This is a genomic window from Paenibacillus lycopersici (assembly GCF_010119935.1).
Classification (GTDB): domain Bacteria; phylum Bacillota; class Bacilli; order Paenibacillales; family Paenibacillaceae; genus Paenibacillus_Z; species Paenibacillus_Z lycopersici.
The window spans coordinates 4181235-4197972 of record NZ_CP048209.1 but is presented as its reverse complement, the minus strand read 5'-3'; the positions used below and the strand labels follow the sequence as shown (position 1 = coordinate 4197972).

Below are 16738 nucleotides of genomic sequence, written 5' to 3'. Positions count from 1 at the left end.
ATCCTTGCACGATTTCGTTGATGAAACCGGACGCCGCGCGTCCGGTTTTTGTATCCGCCGGGAATGGCTCCGAGGTCAGATTGGGCAGCATGCGCAGTACCGGCTGGGCCGCGGCCTCGATTCATCGTACAGCGCCTTTTGCAATCCGATATCGGGCCTTGCTATAATGGACAACGTTTCGAAATCATGAACGATCACGTCTTCACGAAGGAGCCAACGAAATGAAATCATTCCAACATCGCATGGAACAATATGCGGCGCTGGCCGTCGAGGTCGGCGTCAACGTGCAGCCCGGCCAGAAGCTGTGCGTCATCGCTCCGGTGGAAGCCGCCGTATTCGTACGCGAGATCGTGAAGCGCGCTTACCGGATCGGATCGCCTTACGTGCACGTCGACTGGAGCGACGAGCTGGTCACCCGCGCGCGGCTGGAGCTGTCGCCCGAAGAAGGGCTCTCCGGTTATCCATCGTGGCTGGCGGATGGCCGCGTGCAGCTGGCGGAGGAAGGCGCCGCCTTCCTGTGGGTCGTCGCGGAAGACCCGGATTTGCTGAACGGCATCGATCCCGCGCGGATCGGCACGGCGACGAAAGCGCAGCAGAACGCGCTGCAGCCATTCCGCAAATTCACGCTGAATAATGAGGTTGCCTGGTCGATCGTAGCTTTTCCGACGCAGCCGTGGGCGGATAAAGTATTTCCGGACCATGCCGGGACGGAGCGCGTTCAAGCGCTGTGGGAAGCGATCTTTGCGGCCGTTCGCGTCGACGAGGATGATCCGGTCGCCGTTTGGCGGACGCATGCGGGCAATTTGCGCGACAAGGCCGCGCGGCTGAACGAGCGGAGATTCAAGGAGCTGCATTACCGCAGCGCTTCGACGGGCACCGATGTAACCATCGGCTTGCCGGACGGACATATCTGGGTGAGCGCGGGCGCGCAGAACAAGCAGGGGACGACCTTCATTCCGAATATGCCGACGGAGGAAGTGTTTACGTCGCCGCTCCGCACGAGCATTAACGGCAAGGTCGCCAGCAGCAAGCCGCTGAGCTACAACGGCAATTTGATCGATCGGTTCACGATTACTTTCGCAGACGGGCGCATTACGGACTATGCGGCCGAGAAGGGGCAGGAGGCGCTGCAGCAGCTCATCGAGACGGACGAAGGCTCGCATTACTTGGGCGAAATCGCGCTCGTGCCGTTTCGTTCGCCGATCTCGGACACGAATCTGACGTTCTTCAACACATTGTTCGACGAGAACGCGGCCTGTCATCTGGCGATCGGCTTCGCTTTTCCGTTCTGCCTGGAAGGCGGTTTGACGATGAGCAAGGAAGAACAGCTCGCGAGCGGGTTGAACCAGAGCTTGACGCATGTCGACTTCATGATCGGCACGGCGGATCTCGAAATCGACGGCGTGAGAAACGACGGCAGCCGCGAGGCGGTATTCAGGGCAGGCAATTGGTCATTTTAACGCAAAAAGAGCTGCACCACGTGCAGCTCTTTTTGCGTGCAGTTCATGAATTATGCCCGCGTCAGCGGTTTCTCGTACAAGCAGAAGCCGCTTGGCGACGTGCCTTTGTACGTATAGCCGAGTCCGCTGTAGAAGGCGTTCAGCTTCGGATTGCTGGCGATGCAATCCAGACGCATGACGGTTTTGCCCGGGAAGGAAATGCCGGTTTCCGCCCACCGCACGATATCGGCGCCGAGCCCTTGCCCGGCATAGTCCCGGTTGATCGCAAGCCGGTGGAGGTAGACGTTGGGCTCATGTCCGTCCGGTCCCCACAAATGATGATCCCAGTCGCCGGGCACCTGCATGAGCAGGACGATGCCTGCGAGCGTATCTCCGTCCTTGAAGAGGAACAGCTCGCCGTTCTCGATGTGGCCGACGACATCGTGATGATCATCGCCGCTCAGCAAGGCGCTCCATTGCGTCGAGCCTTTGCTCTGCAGCCACTTGGCGGCGCCGACGAGCAGCTCCATGACGGCCGGCGCGTCGGCGGTCTTCGCCTGCGAAACCGCGGTGCGCGCATTGGCGCGGTTGTGATGCATCGTATAATTCAACATGTTCGATTCCCCGCTTACAGTTGGATAGGTAGCATAGGGTTCTATTGTATCACCATGCGCGGCGGCGGTTCAAACGGCTTGTTTGCGAACGACGAAATAATACATGCAGAGCGGCCACCAGATGACCGCGAATATCGGATAGACCGCCCAGATCGTTTCCGGCGACGTCACCGCATTCACCGCGATGAACAAGGCGCAGGTCAGCAGCGAGGCGCACAGCGCGAAAACGAACCATTGCCTGGTGCGGCTGAAATAAATCGACATCGGCCACCACAGAATCGCGTAAGCCGGGAAAATGATCCACGGAAACTGCGGCGCGAGCAGCAGGTTCAGCAGCCCGTAATAGACAATGATGCAGAAGCTGCCGGCAAGCGCCATGGCGAGCGTGCCCGCGAACCGGCCGGCGTACATGAGGATCGGCCACCAGATGACGGCGAAGCCGGCGTATAGAATCCATGGATAGTCGGGGCTGTGCGCGATATTCTGATAGCTTAGATAGGCGAGAATAAGTGCGGTCGTTGCCAGCGAATACGCTTTGATCCGGCCGTTCGCGGCATAATAAAGCGAGATCGGCCATTGCAGCAGCGCGAAAGCAGGGTGGATGAACCAGATTACGCCGGGCGAGGTCAGCAGATTGACGATCAGCAAGAAGAAGATCGACATGAAACTGCCCGTCACGGCAAAAGCGATATGATGTTTCCGCATCGGTTTACCTCCTTATTTCCAGCCGAGCCATTTGTAGAACATGACGAGCGGCCACCAGGCGACGGCAAAGGTCGGATAGACGAACCAAATGACGTCAGGCGTGTAATAGACGTTGATGAACAGGAAGAGGGCGACGATCAGCCCGCTGCCCCATAGCGAGAAGCCGAGATGGAGGCCGTATTGCCGCTTGGACGAGCGGGTTTTGCCTTCTTTGACCCCCAGCTCCTGCTTGATGTCCGAGATATCGCCGAATTCGACGATCGCCTTGTTGGTGGCGTCTTCCTCGGTTTTGCCGGCGCGCATGAGATCGAACACCTTCTCTTCGAGGTTCTGCGTGATTTCTTCCTGGATCGCCTGCTTCTGCTCGCTCTCGGGTATGTCCTTGAACCATTCATCCACGTACGCTTTGATTTTCTTCATTTGTCATAGCCCCTCCATGAATATATTGACGATCTCTTTGATTTCGTTCCATTCCTCGACCGTTTCCTTAAGGTACGCCCGGCCGAGCTTCGTAATCTTGTAATAGCGCCGCTTGCCGCCGTGCGAAATGTCGCCGAGGTACGATTCGATCAGCTCTTTGCGCTCCAGCCGTTGGAAAACCGCGTAAAGCGTCGCTTCTTTGATTTGAAACCGGTCGTCGGTGCGGACGCTGATTTCTTTGGAAATTTCATACCCGTAACGGTCTTCTTCATAGATCAGCCTTAAAATAATGGCGTCCAGATGACCGCGGATAAGATCGCTTCGGATCATGCGGGGTCCTCCTGTTCTTGTTCGTTCCATACGCAAGCATGTCTGTAACAGTTGTTCTGGTCCGATTGCCGCAGAAGTATTCTGCCTCATAGTGCTCTGCCTGCCAGTGTTCTGTCTGTCAGTGCTCTGTCTGATAGAGTTCTATCTGATGGAGTAAATGTAGCATATCATTACTCTATGTGTCAAAGTAATTTTTGAAAAGAATGCGGACATGAAGAAAGCGCCCGGTTATGGGCGCCTTCTTCAATGTTCGCATTCTTCAATGTTCGCGGTATCGGATGATGCCATTTTGATGAGCTAGCGCCTTTGTACGTTCTTACCGCCTTTTTTCGCGTTCTGTCCGCCTTCGTTGGCGTAGGAGCCGATATTGCGGTTGATCTGCGAGTTGCCGCTGACCCGCGTATTGATCGTAATCCATTTGTTGATCGTAACGTGGATAATCTTGATGTTGCTGCCGGCGCGCTTGAAACGCTTCATTTGCGAATCCCTCCAAAGCTTGTATTCGTATAGGATATGCGCGGTGCAGGGCAGCGCTTATGTGGATGTCCATCCGTTGCGAAGTTAGGTGACGGGGCCGTCCTATTGACTTCTGCAGCGCGAATCGGCTATGATATTTTTATGATTTAGTAAATCAGTAATCCACTAACACGGATGAATCGTTAGCATGTGCAATCGACAGCTGGAACCAGCTGATACATGCAGCAATTCACCATCGCGCCATATTGCGGGAAGAGGAGCCTAACGATGAAAATTCCAACGACATTGAAGCATAAACCGGTTATCGTTTCCGAGAATTACGAGCAGATCGACGGCAGGTACGCGGGCCATTCCGATGCGAAAGGCCTTTCCTTGGGGCTGGCGCAGTGGAACGACCGGGGCAAGCTGGACATATCTGCGAAGGTATGGCGCTACACGGGCGAGAAGTGGTCCCGGCAGTCCGAGGAGCTGCCGCTGCACCGCGTGCTGGATTTGGCGATTTTGGTCAGCAGAGGGCTGATGCATTTTCAGGACGCGTACCGGTATCCGGATCTGTACGATCCGAAGCAGCCGATCATCGACCGCGTCGGCTTGCAAGGGGACGCCATGACGATCGCCGTGTGCACGGACAACGAGAAGATCAAGGAAGACATGAAGCTGTTCAATCAGGCGCTGGGCGACGACGGCGAGATGATCGGAGAACGGCTGCGGACGCTGTCTAGTCTGTTGAAGGAGCTCGGCTACTAATTACGGCTTCGATCGGAAGGAGCGAACGGCATGACACTCGATAAGCAGAAGAAGAAGGAACTGGCCGCCGCATACGCGACCTCGTTCCGCCCGATGGGCGTCTACCAGATCCGCAATACGAAGAACGGCAAACTGTACGTTGACGGGACGATGGATCTCGAAGGCGCGCGCAACAGGCTCGAATTCTTCAAGCAGACGAATATGAATACGATTCCCGAGCTCAGGCAGGATTGGGCCGCATGCGGCGCCGATGCGTTCGTCTTCGAAGAGCTGGACCGGATCAAGCCGCGCGAGGAAACGTTGAACGATCCATCCGGGCTGTCCGCCTGCAAGGAAGACGTTCAGGCGCTGCTGGAGCTGTGGCTGGAGAAGCTCCAGCCGTACGGCGAGCGCGGCTACAATAAGCCCAAGCGCAAGGCGTAAGCCCGGCGGGTTCACGAGCGTTATAGGTCAGCCCGGCGGCTGTATCTGCAGTCGGATGGAAGGCTTAATACCATTGCTTGCCACCGGTGACACAGTAAACTTCGGATGATACAAGAGGGATCGTTCATGAAGGCGGCAGCCGGCTTCATGAGCGATCCCTTTTTGAATCGCTGCGCCGCAAGGCAAGCGATTTGCAAGCCTTGTACATGCGGTTGCTTCGAGCGGCATCGAACAAAAAATGCCCATGACATCCCGGCGGCGTTATGGTACCATGAAGTCGGCTTTTTCGACAAGATTCTGTCTGTATGGACAACTCAGTCCGGCATAGGGGATGCGTGCAATGGGTTCTTCACTCACCATGTATATTTCGCTTGTCTCGACATCAGGCGTATTTACGATGTTTCTGTTCCTGTACGCGTACATCAAGCGGGCCGAAGTGCATGGCGCTCGCATATTCATGCTTTATATGGTCGCGCAGGCCATTTATATATTCGCGGTGGCGTTCGAGATGGCCAGCGGTACATTGGCCGAACTCATGCGATGGACGTCCGTCCAATATGTGGGCATGGCGACATCGCCCGTGCTGGGTCTGCTGGTCGTGCTGCAATACATCGGGAAGCCGGTATCCCGCAAAATAGCGGCGGCGTTGTTCGTCATTCCGGTGACCAGCATTGTCATGGTGGCCACGAACGACTGGCATCATTTGTTTTACAAGGCGGTTACCGTCCGGCACGGCGCTTCGCTGCCGTATACGGATATCGTGATCGGGCAGTTCTACGTCGTTCACGGCATCTATACGTTCTCTATGATGCTCGCCGGCGCCGTCCTGCTGCTTCGCCGATGGCGGCGCACGAAGAAGGATTACCGGCTGCAGCTTGCCACGCTTATCGCCGGGCAGCTGCTGCCGATCACCGGCGCCTTCGTCTACTTGCTCGGCGTGACTCCGGGCGGGATGGATCCCGTGCCGGTCATCATTTGCGTCACGTCGGCGATGTTCATCTGGGCGATCGTGACCACGCGGATTCTGACGATCGTTCCGATCGCGAAGGAAAGCATTTTCGAGAGCATGGGCGAAGGCGTCGTCGTGCTCGACACCGCGAGCCGGCTCATCGATTTCAACGGCGCGGCGCGCCGCATGCTGCCTTCGCTCGGCGCGGAGATGATCGGCTTGACGCTGGATGAAGCGTGGACGCGCATGACCGGCTCCGGCTTCCCGCTTGTCGGGCTGTCCGAGCATGAACAGGGCGAGGTGCGCTGGAGCGTCGGGAACGGCGAGTTCGCTTACTATCAAGTCAGAGCTTCCGTCGTCCGCGGCCAGAGAGGCGAGGCGGTCGGCAGCCTGTTGATGCTGATCGACGTGACCGAAGCGAGGCGGCTGCGTGACCAGCTGGAACGGCTTGCCTATCATGACGGCTTGACGCTGCTGCTGAACCGGACGTCGTTCTTCCATCGCGGCAAACAGCTGCTCAGCGATACCGAGAATCGCGGCGCGCACGCGTCGGTCATTCTGTTCGACGTCGATTACTTCAAGCGGATCAACGACACGTACGGCCATGAGGTCGGCGACTTCGCGCTCCGGCATGTCGTCGCTGTCGTATCGCCGCTGCTGCCGCCCGAAGCGATCTTCGCACGGTACGGCGGGGAGGAGTTCGCGATTTGCCTACCGGCCGAGCGCGGGGATGCCGCGCGCGTGGCGGAGCGGGCACGGGCGGCGCTCGAAGCCGAGCCGCTCGCCGCGGACGGTGCGACGATTACCGTTACGGCGAGCTTCGGCGTCTCGCAGTCGGAAGGAGCGGCCGGCGAATCTCTGGCATCGCTGCTCAAGAAAGCGGATATGGCGCTGTATACGGCAAAGCGGGAAGGGCGCAACCGGGTACGGCTGCAAGAAGCGGCCGTAACGGCTTGATGAACGGCAGGCAGGCAATGCATCGCATTGTCGGCCTGCCGTTTTTTGTCATGCGTACGCAGCTCTTTGATCACGGCCGTGTATGGCTTCATCCGCGTTTGCCGCCTCCAGTCGGCTCTCCGGTGCGCATGGACTTTCACGCCGAATTGCCAAGCTTGGGAATTGAAGGAGGGAATGGAAGCATACTATAGGACAAGAAGCTGCGCCGGTTATGTTCGTGCCTGCGCTTGCAAATTGATTCGAGAGGATCGTGATTCGCATGAAGGATACAATCGGAAAAGCCATTTCGCTCGGGCTTGGACTGGCGCTTGCCGGCAAAGAGCAGGTGGAGAAGACATTCGAGGAACTGGTCAAGAAAGGCGAAGTGAGCAAAACGGAATCCAAGGCGCTGGTGGAAGAACTGCTGGCCAAAGGAGACGAGCTTCGGCAGCGGGTGGAAACGATGGCGCGCGAGCGCGTGCAGGCGCTGATGGGCGAGGGCAAGCTGGCGACGAAGGAAGACATCGAACGCCTCGAACGGCGGCTGGAAACGCTGGAGCAGGAACGGTCGAATCCGTCCGGACAATGATCGGAGGCCTGCGATGAACGCGGGGAAACGGCTGCGGCAATTGCAGCGCTACAGGACCATTGCCTCGGCGTTCGCGCGCAACGGACTCGGCTATGTGTCCTCTGAAATGGGAATCACCGACAAGCTGTTGTTCTTCCGCAGCGAAGAGAAGAAGGAGCTTCACGCCAAGACGCTCGGCGAGCGCATCCGTCTCATGCTGGAGGAATTGGGGCCGACGTTCGTGAAGCTCGGGCAGATCGCCAGCACGCGTCCCGACCTCGTGCCGGCGGATATCGTGGCAGAGCTGGAACGGCTGCAGGACAGCGTGCCTGCGTCGCCGTTCGATGAGGTCGCGCCGATTATCGAAGAGGAGCTCGGCGCTCCGATCGGGGAGCTGTTCCGGTCGTTCGCCGAGGAGCCGCTCGCCGCGGCGTCGATCGGGCAAGTGTACCGGGCTTGCTTGCCGGACGGCACGCCGGTTGCCATCAAGGTGCAGCGGCCGGGCATTCAGCGGCTGATCGAGACCGACATGGATATTTTGGCCGATTGGGCGCGGCTGGCCGAAGGCACGATGGAGTGGGCGCGCAATTATCGGCTGGGCGAGATTATCGACGAGCTCGGCCAGGTGCTGCGCAAGGAGCTGGACTATTCGCTGGAGGCGCGCAACGCGGAGCGGTTCATGGCCCAGAGCGAACCGCTGCAGCATGTCCTCGTGCCGAAGGTCTACTGGGATTACAGCTCCAAGCGCGTGCTGACGATGGCATACGTGGACGGCGTCAAGCTGTCCGACCGGTCCGCGCTCGAACGCAGGGGGCTGGATACGCGCCAGCTGGCGGACCGGTTCGCCACGACCATGCTTCATCAGATTCTCGTCTCCGGGCACTATCACGGCGACCCGCATCCCGGCAACGTGCTGGCGCTGGAGGACGGCAGCCTGGCGCTGCTCGACTTCGGCATGGTCGGCAGGCTGAATCCCGCCATGAAGAAGCAGTTCGTATCCTTCATTATCGCGCTGCGGAACCACAGCTCGAAGGGCGTCTTGCGCGCCATCTCGAACATGGGCGTCATTCCGGAAGAGACGGACATGGACGCGCTCGCCGCCGATGTCGACGATATGCGCGAGAAGTACTACAAGCTGCCGCTCAACCGGATCGGCTTCGAAGAAGTCGTCGGCGACCTGTTCTCGCTGTCGTTCAAGCATCGGATTCGCATCCCTTCCGAATTGACCCTGCTCGGCAAAGCGCTGCTGACGATGGAAGGCGTCGTGACGGCGCTGGATCCGAGCTTCAGCGTCTTCGACGTTGCCGAGCCGTTCGGCAGGAAGCTGTTCCTCGAGCGGATCGATCCCCGCAACATCGTGAAGCAGTGGCTGGAGGACATCCCGGAGATGCTTGATCTGATCAGCGACGTGCCGCTCAGCCTGAAGCAGCTGGCGCGCCTTATCCGGCAGGGGAAGCTGCGCGTCGAGGTCGCTTCGCCGCAAGTGGACGCGTTGACCAAGAAGATGGACCGGCTCGGCAACCGGTTGTCGTTCAGCATCGTGCTGCTCTCCCTCAGCATTCTGATGGTCGGCTTGATTATCGGCGCCGCGCTCAACCATTCCCAATCGATCCTGTGGCATGTGCCGATCATCGAGGCCGGGTTCATCGTCGCCCTGTTCATGTTTATGTGGCTCATCTACGCCATCTTCCGATCCGGCCGTCTCTGAAGCTTCCGGCTCCCGAATGTAAGCGATGGGCTGCAAGAACCTTCGCCTAGAGCTTTGAATAGGATATTACCTATTCAAGGCTTTTTTGCGTTTGGCCCCGCATGCGTCGGCATACCCGGTTCGGGCGAACCGTTCACATACAGCATGGCCCTTGCATGACGGACATTATCGATGGCAAAGGAGTAGTCACCATGAGGAAAATGATCAAACCGGCACTGCTGCTGCTGGTTGCCGTGCTGCTGGCGATGACGGCAGCCTGCGGCAAAAGCTCCAAATCGGATAAATTGACGACCGTCAAATTCTCCGAAGTTATCCGCTCGATTTTCTATGCGCCGCATTATGTCGCGATGTCGCAGGGCTTCTTCAAGGAGCAGGGCTTGAACGTCGACATGAATACCGCGCAAGGCTCCGACAAAGGCGCGGCGGCTCTCATTGCGGGCACGGCGGACATCTCGATGGTCGGCCCGGAAACGGCGATCTACATCTACAACCAGAAGGGCGGCAAGACGCTGAAAGTATTCCATCAGCTGACGGCGGTCGACGGTTCGTTCCTCCTGTCCCGCGAGCAAATCGACAACTTCCAGTGGAAGGACCTGGAAGGCAAAACGGTCATCGGCTGGAGGCCCGGCAGTTCGCCGCAGATGGTGCTGAATTCGACGCTGACGCAAGAACAGGTCGCCGGCGCGAAGGTCGTCACGAACATCGCTTCGACCGCCATGGCCGGCGCATTCACGAGCGGCCAGGGCGATTACATTCAAGTGTTCGAGCCGGTCGCCTCGACGCTCGTCCAGGAAGGCAAAGCGTATTACGCCGCATCGCTCGGCGAAGCGTTCGGTCCGTACCCGGAAACGTCGTACGTCGCGACATCCGATTACATCAAAGCGCATCCGGACATCATCACGAAATTCACGGCTGCGGTAACCGAAGGCGCGAAATGGCTCGGCACGGCGTCCGACGAGCAGATAGTCGCCGCCTTGAAGCCGTTCTTCGACGGCACGTCGGATGAGCTGATCCTTCAATCCGTCAACCGTTACAAGGCGCAGGGCACATGGCCGACCGATCCGGAGCTGACGCAGGCGCAATTCGACGTGCTGCAGAACGTGCTCGTCGAGAACGGCGTGCTGAAGGCGGAAGACAAGATCGCGAAGATGGAAGACGTCGTCGACATGAGCTTCGTGCAGAAGCTCGGGAAGGCGAAGTAACGCGATGATGCGCAGGGAGAGCGGCGCGCGAGCGAGGCAGGCGGAGCATATCAGGCTGGACGGCGTCGGACTGAGCTATTTCACGCCCCGGGAAGAGACCGAGGCGCTGCGCGATATTACGCTCGCGATCGGCAAGGGCGAGTTCATCAGCATCGTAGGGCCGAGCGGCTGCGGCAAGAGCACGCTGCTCTCCCTCATATCCGGCATGCTGAAGCCGACGCGGGGCAAGGTGTCGATCGACGGCGCGGAGGTGACGGAGCCCTCCGTCAAAGTCGGGTATATGCTGCAGCACGACCATCTGTTCGAATGGCGGGACGTGCTCGGCAACGTGACCGTCGGCGCGGAAATCCGGCGAATGGAGAAGGAGGCGGCGCGGCGCAAAGGCGCGGAGCTGCTCGCCCGTTACGGGCTCGGCGATTTCATGCGCCATGCGCCGGCCCAGCTGTCGGGCGGCATGCGCCAGCGCGTGGCGCTCATCCGTACGCTCGTCGCGGAGCCGGATATCCTGCTGCTCGACGAGCCTTTCTCCGCGCTGGATTACCAGACGCGCCTGACACTGTCGGAGGAAGTATTCCGCATTATCAAGGACCAGGGCAAGACGGCCGTCCTGGTCACCCACGACCTGTCCGAGGCGATCAGCATGGCCGACCGGGTACTCGTCATGGCGAAGCGGCCGAGCACGATCGCCGCGGTGCACGAGATCGACCTCGACGAAGGCGGGCAGCTGTCGCCGTGGAGCAAGCGGCAGGCGGCCAAGTATCACGATTACTTCAATGCGATCTGGAAGGAGCTGGATGGCCATGCCGTCTCCCCTCTATGAACGCTACCTTCGGTCCCAGAGACGAAGGCAGTGGCTCGTATGGTTCGCGCGGCTCATGCTGCTGGCGATTTTCCTGCTGCTGTGGGAGCTCGCGGCGCGGTGGGAATGGATCGACTCCATGCTCACGAGCAAACCGTCGCAGCTGTGGACATCGTTCTTCGATCTGGCGCGGAACGGCAGCCTGTTCCATCACTTATGGATTACGACGCAGGAGACGCTCGCCGGTATCGGGCTGTCGATGACGGCAGGCATCTTGGCCGCGATTCTGTTCTGGTGGTCGTCTTTCGCTTCGAGGGTGCTCGATCCGTACATGGTCGTCTTGAACGCGCTGCCGAAAGTGGCGCTCGGACCGATCTTCTATATCTGGCTCGGCGACCGTTACTCCGTCTACGGGATGGCGGTTGCGATCTCGCTCATCGTGACGATCATCATGATCGAGAGCGGATTCAAGGAGATCAGCCGGACGAAGCTGAAGCTGATGGAGTCGTTCGGCGCGACCAAGCTGCAAATGCTGGGCATGGTGCTGCTGCCGGCCAGCGTGCCGCATCTGATCTCGACGTTGAAAGTGAATGTCGGCTTGACGCTCGTCGGCGTCATCATGGGCGAGTTTCTGTCCTCGAAAGCGGGGCTCGGCTATCTGATCATCTACGGCGGCCAGGTGTTCCAGATGAATTTGGTCATGGTCAGCATCGCGCTGCTCGCGCTGTTGTCCGTCGTGCTGTACGGCGTCGTGAACCTGCTGGAACTGTATGCGAAGAAGAAATACCATCACGAGTCGTGACGGAAGGCGAGGAAGGGCGGAGCGATGGCAGCTTATGAGTCGCCGCTTGCGGGGACGCTGCAAGGGGGAAAGCGCGGACCCTGCAGCTTGTCGGCAAGCGGCTCGTTGGCTGGATGGACGATCGTAGATCTCTCGCGGCAGATGCCGCGGTTATAGAATCATACGGGCACGACGATCGCAGGCTTGACCGCAAGGATGCGCAGCCGTCTGTAATCGACATGCCAGACCCCGTCGCGGAAGAGCGCCGGCCGCGTTTTCGCCGCGACTTTCGCGAATACGCCATGCTTCTGTTCGTCCGTCAGACCGTTGATGAAAGTACCGGCGAAACCGCTCAGCCAGTGATTCAAGCCATGGTCGCCGTCCTTCATCGGCGTCGGCCGGTCGAAGTGAAACGCCGCTTTGACGTCGAAACCCTGCTCCTCCAGCAGCGCGGCGTATTGCCCGATGCTCGGAAAATACCACGGATTGCGCGCTGCCGCATCGATCCCGTAATCATCCGCAAGCGTTTCGCGCAGCGCGTCGATGACGGCCGCGACATTGCCTTGGCCTCCGAATTCGGCGGCGAAGCGGCCTCCCGCGCTTAATGCGTTCCACACGCAGCGGACAACCTGCCGCGGATTCGTCATCCAGTGCAGGGCGGCATTCGAGAATACGGCGTCGTAAGCCGCGTCGACGGCGAACGCCTCGCCGTTGCCGACGCGGAACTCGAGGCGGGGGTATTTCGATCGCGCGGACGCGATCATCTCCCCGGACATGTCCATGCCGGTCACGATGGCGCCCGACTTTGCGATTTCGTCCGTCAAGTCTCCCGTGCCGCAGCCCAGGTCGAGAATCCGTTCGCCGCTCGCCGGCCGCAGCAATTCGATGACGCCTCTGCCCAATTCCGATACGAAGCCGAGCTTGTCGTCGTACATGCCGGGCCGCCATTCATTAGTCTGTGTCATACCGATCACCTCGTTTCGCAGGATGAGGCTATTGTCGCACGGGCCGGATGCAAAGTGAAATACAGGCTGTCTATGACTTCTATAGGCGAATGTTATTTATTCGTGAAACCGGGTAAGTATGATAAACTATGAACGGCGCATATCCGATATAAATTTGGGAGCGGCCGGATAGAACCGGCCTAGGCATCCCATCCTAAGCATCGATAGGGTCGGCGCGACAAGCAGCAATCAGAATTGGGGGGAACGAGGTTGAAATTAACGTCTGAGCAGCGGATCACGCTGCACGGGTTCAACAACTTGACGAAGTCGCTGAGCTTCAACATGTACGACATTTGTTTCACCAAGACCAAAAAAGAACGCGAAGCGTACATCGCCTACATAGATCAGCAGTACAACGCGGATCGGCTTACCGCGATTCTGAAGACCGTCGCCGAAATCATCGGCGCCCATGTGCTCAATATCGCCAAGCAGGATTACGAGCCGCAAGGCGCGAGCGTGACGATGCTCGTCTCGGAAGGCCCGATCGAGCAGGCGCCGAACGAATCGTTCGAGGAATCGCCGGGACCGCTGCCGGACGCGGTCGTCATGCACCTCAGCACGAGCCATATTACCGTGCACACCTACCCCGAGTATCACCCGGACGAAGGCATCAGCACGTTCCGCGCGGATATCGACGTGTCCACCTGCGGCGAGATCTCGCCGCTCAAAGCGCTCCATTACCTGATCCGCTCGTTCGATACCGATATCATGACGATGGATTACCGGGTTCGAGGGTTTACGCGCGACATTAACGGCCACAAGCTGTTCATCGACCATGAGATCAGTTCCATCCAGAACTACATTCCGGATGAAATCAAAGATTCGTATCACATGATCGACGTCAACGTGTACCAGGAGAACATTTTCCACACCAAATGCAAGCTGCGCGAATTCGATCTGAACAATTATTTGTTCGGCTACACGAAGGATACGCTGAGCGCGGAAGAGCAGGCGGAGATCGAGAAGAGCGTCAGGTGGGAAATGGACGAGATTTTCTACGGTAAAAATATGATATTCGCCTAAGCGGGATATGGATTGGCCCGCGCACGGCGCCATACCTTCCCATACCGCTCGAGAAGGACTCTGTCCCGCGGGCGAACATGCAGCAAGCCCCGGTCACTAAGAGGCGATTACGCTTCTTCTTGACCGGGGCTTGATCATTGTGCCTGTTCGCAGTCTGCCTAGTTCATGACCGCCTTCATATGCGCTTCCGTAATGGACCAGTGCGAAGCCGTCCAGTACTTGGCTTTATCCTTCACGAGGATGATTTGCGGCGATTCATGCTTCACCGCGACGTCTTCGGCGATCTGGTTGGAGACGGGACGGGATTCGATGACTTTCACGAGCACATAGTCCGTGTCTTCGGAAGCGGCATCGCTGTTCAAGTAGTTCGCGAACTCGTTGTACGCGTTCGCGCTTACCGGACAAGTCGTGCTGTGCTTGAACACGACGAGCGGGCGGGAAGCGGAGCCTTCCAGCGCGGCATTCCATTCTTCGATCGATTGAATTTCTTTGTATGGTCGGGACATTGCGGCTGCTCCTAACTGTTATGAAATGAGTTACAGTACTCCTGTCTCAACATCATACCATAACATGCGGAGCGGCACCACTCCGAAAGATCGTCCCCAGCTTGTCTACTTCTGCCGCAGCATCTGCTGCCATAGTTCGGGCTGCTCGAATCCGAGCCGCCAGGCGGCGACGCCGGCCAAATCGTATTTCTTCGCGATTTCCACGCGCGCCTTGGTCGTGTCCGCCGATTCCGCCCAGAAGACGTGCGTATAGCCGTCAAGGCCGTTATACATGTATTTGACCTGCCCGGAAACGGCGTCGTAGCTGCCTTTCGCGCCGGTCGACAGCACCAGACCGGGTATATTTTTCATCAGAATCGCCTTGCTGTCGACGAGCTTGCCCGCAGCCGAGACCCGCCATTCGCGGACGTAGAACGGAATGCCGAGCATCAGCTTGTCGCGCGGGATGCCGTACGTCAGGAACTGCCGTACGCCTTCCTCCGTCCATGCCAGCTCCGAGACGGAACCGGCTTCGCCGCCGCCTTGCCAATGCTGGTCGTAAGCCATCATCATGATCATGTCCACAATGCCGGCGAGCGCGGTATGGTCGTAAGCGGTTTTCGCGTCCCAGAGCACGTCGCCGCGCGGCAAATCGATCGAAACCGTCAAGCCTGCCTTATGGGCGGCGCTCGTCAACGAGCGAATGAACGCGGTGTACAGCGACCGATCGCCGCCGGCCAGACCTTCGAAATCGACGTTCACGCCGGCAACGTGCAAGGCTGTCAGCCTGGCGACCAGTTTCGCGATGAATGCCGACTTGGCGGCGGAATCCCGCAGGAAGGCGCTCGTCAGCTTGGCGTCGAATTGATTGCTGACAAGCGGCGTCAGCTGGATGCCCGTTGCGCGGAGCGACTCGACGAGCGCCGGGTCGGAATGATCGGTCAGCGTCCCGCTCGCGTCGGCCAGCTCGAACCACGAAGGCGAATCGATATCGAGGCCCTGCGTCTGGCCGAGCTGACTCAGCACTGTCTGCGTGCTGTACGTGCCGTTCCATCCGAGATAGATCAGGCTCGCATTGTTCCAGATCGAGCGGTTGTCGGCCGTGACGACGAAGCTGTTCTTGTATTGGGCGGCGAACTGCACCGCGCTCTGGCGAGTATTGAAGTTCCGCAGCAGCTTGTCGCCTTGCAGAACGGACAGATAAGGCTTGTTCGTCCACCAAGTCGCGCCGTCCTGCAGCACGGAAGCGCCGGCTAACGTTTTGGCGTAGGCGATCGCGCTGTAAATGCTGAAGAACGAAGCGATCTCCGGCCCCGACTGAATGACGGTAAACAGCGGAATATTGCTATGTACGACCTGCCCGGTCTGCTCGTTGACGACCACGACGCCGGATTTGCCGGCGGATGCGCGAATGGCATCCAGCAGGAAGCCGTATGTTCCGCCGCCGAGCGGCGCGCCGTCCTTGTACAAGGCGTACTTCGCCCCGGAAGCCCGCTGCGCGGTTTCTTGAGCAGCCGACAAATTATCCCATACCCATTGGTTGGTCGCAAGCTCCATGATATGAGCGTTGGCATAGGATCGAGCCGTCTTCTTCGCGTCCGCCAATGTGGCGAACGACCAGTCGGCAAGCGTCTTGTCCCCCTGGTACAGCCGATAGTTCGGATAATTCGCCGAGACGTATCCCGCCGTTTCGAGATCGCGGATTTGGGCGAACCGCGTTTTGCTTGCGAATTGCTTGGCTTCCGCCAGCGTTCGGAATTCCCGGCCGGCCGACGATACGCCGTTCTCGTACACTTTGTATCTCGGGAAATTGTCCCACACCCATTGACGGCCCGTTATCTTCTCGACATGGGCGTACGCGAATGATTCGGCATAGTTGACGGCGCTCGCGCTGGTCTTGAATTCTCGCAGCGCTTTGTCGTTCTGATAGACGCGATAGTAGGTCGTGTTGTCCGCGGCGGCTTGCGCATTCGTAACGGCAAACGTCGTCAAGCCTGCTTGCAGTGCCAGCGAAACGGCAGCAACGGCGGTCCATTTGATTCGATTTTGCATAGGCTTAGGTGTGCACTCCTCTCCAAATCTATGCCATTAGACGCAGAGAATTGGTAGAGGTTGCGCAAATTCGACA

18 protein-coding genes are annotated in these 16738 nt (G+C 58.7%); 10 read left to right on the top strand and 8 right to left on the bottom strand.

Translation table 11 applies throughout. The features are described from left to right. Positions 1–221: 221 nt before the first annotated feature. Positions 222–1460: an aminopeptidase gene (locus GXP70_RS18555; protein ID WP_162358216.1), complete on the top strand. Its 1239-nt coding sequence runs from the start codon at positions 222–224 to the stop codon at positions 1458–1460. Positions 1461–1510: 50 nt separating this feature from the next. Here GXP70_RS18555 and GXP70_RS18550 read toward each other — a convergent pair whose 3' ends face one another. The 5 genes from GXP70_RS18550 to GXP70_RS18530 all read right to left on the bottom strand — a co-directional run bounded on the left by GXP70_RS18550 (position 1511) and on the right by GXP70_RS18530 (position 3985). Next, complete coding sequence (locus GXP70_RS18550) at positions 1511–2053, bottom strand: GNAT family N-acetyltransferase (protein WP_162358215.1); 543 nt, start codon at positions 2051–2053, stop codon at positions 1511–1513. Positions 2054–2122: 69 nt separating this feature from the next. Next, positions 2123–2758 carry a hypothetical protein gene (locus tag GXP70_RS18545; RefSeq protein ID WP_162358214.1) on the bottom strand — a complete coding sequence of 212 codons (636 nt, stop codon included), beginning with the start codon at positions 2756–2758 and terminating at the stop codon, positions 2123–2125. A 12-nt stretch (positions 2759–2770) separates the two neighbouring features. Next, complete coding sequence (locus tag GXP70_RS18540; protein ID WP_162358213.1) at positions 2771–3178, bottom strand: permease prefix domain 1-containing protein; 408 nt, start codon at positions 3176–3178, stop codon at positions 2771–2773. Positions 3179–3181: 3 nt separating this feature from the next. Beyond that, positions 3182–3508 carry a PadR family transcriptional regulator gene (locus tag GXP70_RS18535; protein ID WP_162358212.1) on the bottom strand — a complete coding sequence of 109 codons (327 nt, stop codon included), beginning with the start codon at positions 3506–3508 and terminating at the stop codon, positions 3182–3184. Between the two features lie 297 nt (positions 3509–3805). Next, on the bottom strand, positions 3806–3985 hold the full coding sequence (locus GXP70_RS18530; RefSeq protein WP_162358211.1) for a hypothetical protein: 180 nt from the start codon (positions 3983–3985) through the stop codon (positions 3806–3808). Positions 3986–4252: 267 nt separating this feature from the next. Between GXP70_RS18530 and GXP70_RS18525 the strand changes: the two genes are divergently transcribed. From GXP70_RS18525 to GXP70_RS18490, 8 genes are all read left to right on the top strand, one after another. Beyond that, entirely contained in the window at positions 4253–4732 is a 480-nt protein-coding gene (locus GXP70_RS18525) for a DUF6530 family protein (RefSeq protein ID WP_162358210.1), read from the top strand. Positions 4733–4762: 30 nt separating this feature from the next. Then, entirely contained in the window at positions 4763–5155 is a 393-nt protein-coding gene (locus tag GXP70_RS18520; RefSeq protein ID WP_162358209.1) for a GIY-YIG nuclease family protein, read from the top strand. Positions 5156–5495: 340 nt separating this feature from the next. After that, the gene (locus tag GXP70_RS18515) at positions 5496–7061 is read left to right on the top strand and encodes a histidine kinase N-terminal 7TM domain-containing diguanylate cyclase (protein ID WP_162358208.1); all 1566 of its coding nucleotides are present in this window, start codon (positions 5496–5498) and stop codon (positions 7059–7061) included. Between the two features lie 259 nt (positions 7062–7320). Further along, the gene (locus GXP70_RS18510; RefSeq protein WP_162358207.1) at positions 7321–7629 is read left to right on the top strand and encodes a phasin family protein; all 309 of its coding nucleotides are present in this window, start codon (positions 7321–7323) and stop codon (positions 7627–7629) included. A gap of 13 nt (positions 7630–7642) precedes the next feature. Further along, complete coding sequence (locus GXP70_RS18505) at positions 7643–9316, top strand: ABC1 kinase family protein (protein ID WP_162358206.1); 1674 nt, start codon at positions 7643–7645, stop codon at positions 9314–9316. Positions 9317–9507: 191 nt separating this feature from the next. Continuing rightward, positions 9508–10518, top strand: a complete 1011-nt coding sequence (locus tag GXP70_RS18500) for an ABC transporter substrate-binding protein (protein ID WP_162358205.1) — start codon at positions 9508–9510, stop codon at positions 10516–10518. Between the two features lie 4 nt (positions 10519–10522). Beyond that, positions 10523–11338 (top strand): ABC transporter ATP-binding protein, encoded by an 816-nt coding sequence (locus GXP70_RS18495; RefSeq protein WP_225442467.1) that lies wholly within the window; start codon positions 10523–10525, stop codon positions 11336–11338. Then, positions 11313–12119: an ABC transporter permease gene (locus GXP70_RS18490; RefSeq protein WP_162358204.1), complete on the top strand. Its 807-nt coding sequence runs from the start codon at positions 11313–11315 to the stop codon at positions 12117–12119. Before GXP70_RS18495 ends, GXP70_RS18490 begins: the two co-directional genes overlap by 26 nt. A gap of 158 nt (positions 12120–12277) precedes the next feature. Here GXP70_RS18490 and GXP70_RS18485 read toward each other — a convergent pair whose 3' ends face one another. Beyond that, a complete protein-coding gene (locus GXP70_RS18485) occupies positions 12278–13063 on the bottom strand; it encodes a class I SAM-dependent methyltransferase (RefSeq protein WP_162358203.1) in 786 nt (261 codons plus the stop codon). 249 nt (positions 13064–13312) lie between these two features. On the opposite strand from GXP70_RS18485, the gene speD reads away from it, so the two are divergent. Continuing rightward, the gene (gene speD, locus GXP70_RS18480; protein ID WP_162358202.1) at positions 13313–14125 is read left to right on the top strand and encodes an adenosylmethionine decarboxylase; all 813 of its coding nucleotides are present in this window, start codon (positions 13313–13315) and stop codon (positions 14123–14125) included. 158 nt (positions 14126–14283) lie between these two features. On the opposite strand, the gene ytxJ is transcribed toward speD, so the two are convergent. Further along, positions 14284–14631 (bottom strand): bacillithiol system redox-active protein YtxJ, encoded by a 348-nt coding sequence (gene ytxJ / locus GXP70_RS18475; protein ID WP_162358201.1) that lies wholly within the window; start codon positions 14629–14631, stop codon positions 14284–14286. Between the two features lie 105 nt (positions 14632–14736). Then, a complete protein-coding gene (locus tag GXP70_RS18470) occupies positions 14737–16662 on the bottom strand; it encodes a glycosyl hydrolase family 18 protein (RefSeq protein WP_225442466.1) in 1926 nt (641 codons plus the stop codon). Between the last annotated feature and the right edge of the window lie 76 nt (positions 16663–16738).